Below are 2,990 nucleotides of genomic sequence, written 5' to 3'. Positions count from 1 at the left end.
AAAAGTGTCCCCGACAGGATTCGAACCTGCGACCTTTGGTACCGGAAACCAATGCTCTATCCACTGAGCTACGGAGACATCGTTGCCACCCACGCGGGATGACAACGATGAAAGTCTAGCACCCCTCCCGGGGGCGGCCCAATCCGGCTACCTGTTGAGGCCGGGGACCTCGGTGACGGAGGTGGAGCCGGTGCGCAGGTACTCCACGACGGCCTCGTCGACGGCGTCGTTGCCCATGCCGACGTGGCCGTGGCCGCTACCGTTGACGGTGATGACGTGGGCGTTCATGGACTCGGCCAGGGCGCGGTGGGTGCCGTAGGGGGTCTGCGGGTCACCGGTGGCCTGGATGAGCAGCGGGCGGGTCTCCAGCGCGTCGCCGTTGGTGGCCGGCAGGCCCGCGACGGGGGCGGCACCGGCGCAGGCGGCGCCGGAGGTGAACATCGCGTTCGGGGCGGTGAAGATGTCGCCGGTGACGTAGTTGGACCAGGCGTACTTCGGCATGTCCAGGGGGTTGGCCGGGTAGACGTTCTCGTTGCACATGATGATGCGCTGCATGAGCTGGGCGTTGGCCATGTCGCTCACCGCCTCCGGGGAGGTGGTGTCGGCCATCTCCTCGGCGGAGGGGACCGGCTGGGTGCCGTTGATCATGCGGGCCAGTCCATCCCACTGGGACGTGAAGGGCAGGCCCATCCTGGTCATGCTGAGCAGGGGAGAGGAGGCCTGGTTGCCGCCGGTGACGGCCTGGGAGCTCAAGCCCTGGGAGGAGACGACGAAGGGGTTGACGGCGGTGTAGGCCTGGGCACCGAGCTCACCGGAGGAGTCGAGGCCCGGCGGGAGGTCGCCGACCTGGGCCGGCGGCGGGACGACGGTCGGGTTGGTGCCGGATTCGGCGACGATCCGTGCCGACCACGCCTGGTAGACGGCGAGCGGGGTATCGCCCAGGCCGTAGGTGTCGTCGCGCTCGGCGACCCAGGCCATGAAGTCGTGGAGGGACTGCTCGTAACCGGCCTGCTGGGAACCCATGACACCGTTCCATGCCAGGGCGGGGTCCATGGCGGAGTCGAGGACGACACGGTCGGTGTGCTGCGGGTAGCGGGTGGCGTAGGCGGAGCCGAGGAAGGTGCCGTAGGACAGGCCCATGATGGAGATCTGCTCGTGGCCCAGGGCCTGGCGGACCCACTCCCAGTCGTCGACGGTGTTATCGGTGGTCAGGGAGCCGGTGTACCCCGGGTGCTGGCGCTCGCACGCCTCGCGGATGAAGCCGCCCTGTCGGGTCAGCGCGTCCCCCATGCCCATGGCCAGGGCCTCCTCGGCGCAGTCGAGGCCGGTGGAGCCGGGCAGGCCACGCGGCTGGACGGCGACGCGGTCCCACTCGTTGACGATGCCGGCCGGCCACGCCAGGTTCTCGTTGTTCCCGAAGTAGGCGTAGGCGTCCCCACCCGGGCCGCCCGGGTTGCCGAAGAGGGTGCCGCGCGCGGTGCCGGAGGCGGCGGGGACGCGGACGAAGCCGACGGAGATGGTCTCGCCGTCCGGGTCGGAGTGGTGCAGGGGGACGTCGATACGCCCGCATTCCGCGCTGGGATCGGTGACCTGCACGGGGCACTCCTCCCAGGTGACGGCGGGAGCCGCGGAGGCCACCGGCACGGTCAACGGCAGCAGGCTGAGGGTCGCGGCGGCGGCCAGGGTACGGGGAAGAAGGCGCATGACGTGCTTTCTGATCGGGGGGTCAAGAGCAGCGGCTTATATGATAATCAAAACTATCCGTCTCCGACAGCCTCAATGCGGATTCGTGACTGGGGTGCACTAGACTTTGCGCCCATGACACCTGCTGATCTCGCGTCCCTCATCCGGGAGACTGCCGCCGGCGTGCTCGGCTCCCGCGACCTCGACACCTCCGTGCTGCCCGATCCGGTGGTCGTCGAGCGCCCCCGCAACCCCGAGCACGGCGATTACGCCACCAACCTGGCCCTGCAGGTGGCCAAGAAGGTCGGCATGAACCCGCGCGAGCTGGCCACCCTGCTTGCCGACGCCCTCGCGGCCGACCCCGCCATCGACTCCGCCGAGATCGCGGGCCCGGGATTCCTCAACATCCGCCTGGCGGCGGCTGCCCAGGGCGAGATCGTGGCGAAGATCCTCGCCGCCGGTGCGGCCTACGGTCACCTCGACATGTACGACGGGCAGAAGATCAACCTCGAGTTCGTCTCCGCGAACCCGACCGGCCCCATCCACCTGGGCGGCACCCGCTGGGCCGCCGTCGGCGATTCCCTGGGCCGCGTGCTCACCGCCGCCGGCGCACAGGTCACCCGCGAGTACTACTTCAACGACCACGGCGGCCAGATCGACCGTTTCGCCCGTTCCCTGGTGGCCGCGGCGAAGGGCGAGCCGACCCCGGAGGACGGCTACGGTGGTGACTACATCGGCGAGATCGCGCAGGCGGTCGTCGATAAGCATCCTGACGCCTTGAGCAGCGGCGACGTCCAGGAGACCTTCCGCGCCGCCGGCGTGGAGATGATGTTCAACCACATCAAGGAATCCCTCCACGAATTCGGCACCGATTTCGACGTCTATTTCCACGAGAACTCGCTGTTCGAGTCCGGCGCCGTCGATCGCGCCGTGCAGACCCTCAAGGACAACGGCAACCTCTACGACAACGACGGTGCCTGGTGGCTGCGCTCCACCGATTTCGGCGACGACAAGGATCGCGTGGTGATCAAGTCCGACGGGGATGCCGCCTACATCGCCGGCGACATCGCCTATGTCAAGGACAAGTTCGACCGCGGACACTCCCTGTGCATCTACATGCTCGGCGCCGACCACCACGGCTACGTCGCCCGCCTCAAGGCCGCCGCCGCGGCGCTGGGCTATGACGCCGACCAGGTCGAGGTGCTCATCGGCCAGATGGTCAACCTCGTCCGCGACGGTGAGGCCGTGCGCATGTCCAAGCGCGCCGGCACCGTGATCACCCTCGACGACCTCGTCGAGGCCATCGG

2 protein-coding genes and 1 tRNA gene are annotated in these 2,990 nt (G+C 68.6%); 1 reads left to right on the top strand and 2 read right to left on the bottom strand.

The window, feature by feature from the left end:
- Positions 1-5: 5 nt before the first annotated feature.
- Positions 6-78: transfer RNA gene (locus Q4F73_RS11320), tRNA-Arg, on the bottom strand.
- 69 nt (positions 79-147) lie between these two features.
- Positions 148-1,704: an alpha/beta fold hydrolase gene (locus tag Q4F73_RS11315; protein ID WP_303359446.1), complete on the bottom strand. Its 1,557-nt coding sequence runs from the start codon at positions 1,702-1,704 to the stop codon at positions 148-150.
- A 114-nt stretch (positions 1,705-1,818) separates the two neighbouring features.
- On the opposite strand from Q4F73_RS11315, the gene argS reads away from it, so the two are divergent.
- Positions 1,819-2,990, top strand: a 1,172-nt coding sequence (gene argS, locus Q4F73_RS11310) for an arginine--tRNA ligase (RefSeq protein ID WP_303359445.1), incomplete at its 3' end; no start/stop codon positions are given.

The organism is Corynebacterium sp., from assembly GCF_030535495.1.
In the GTDB taxonomy this organism is placed as follows: Bacteria; Actinomycetota; Actinomycetes; order Mycobacteriales; family Mycobacteriaceae; genus Corynebacterium.
This window is presented reverse-complemented; position numbering and strand designations above follow the sequence as displayed.

Coding starts and splice junctions, on each gene's coding strand:
- Q4F73_RS11315 (WP_303359446.1), bottom strand. CDS start 1,704: ATGCGCCTTCTTCCCCGTACCCTGGCCGCCGCCGCGACCCTCAGCCTG.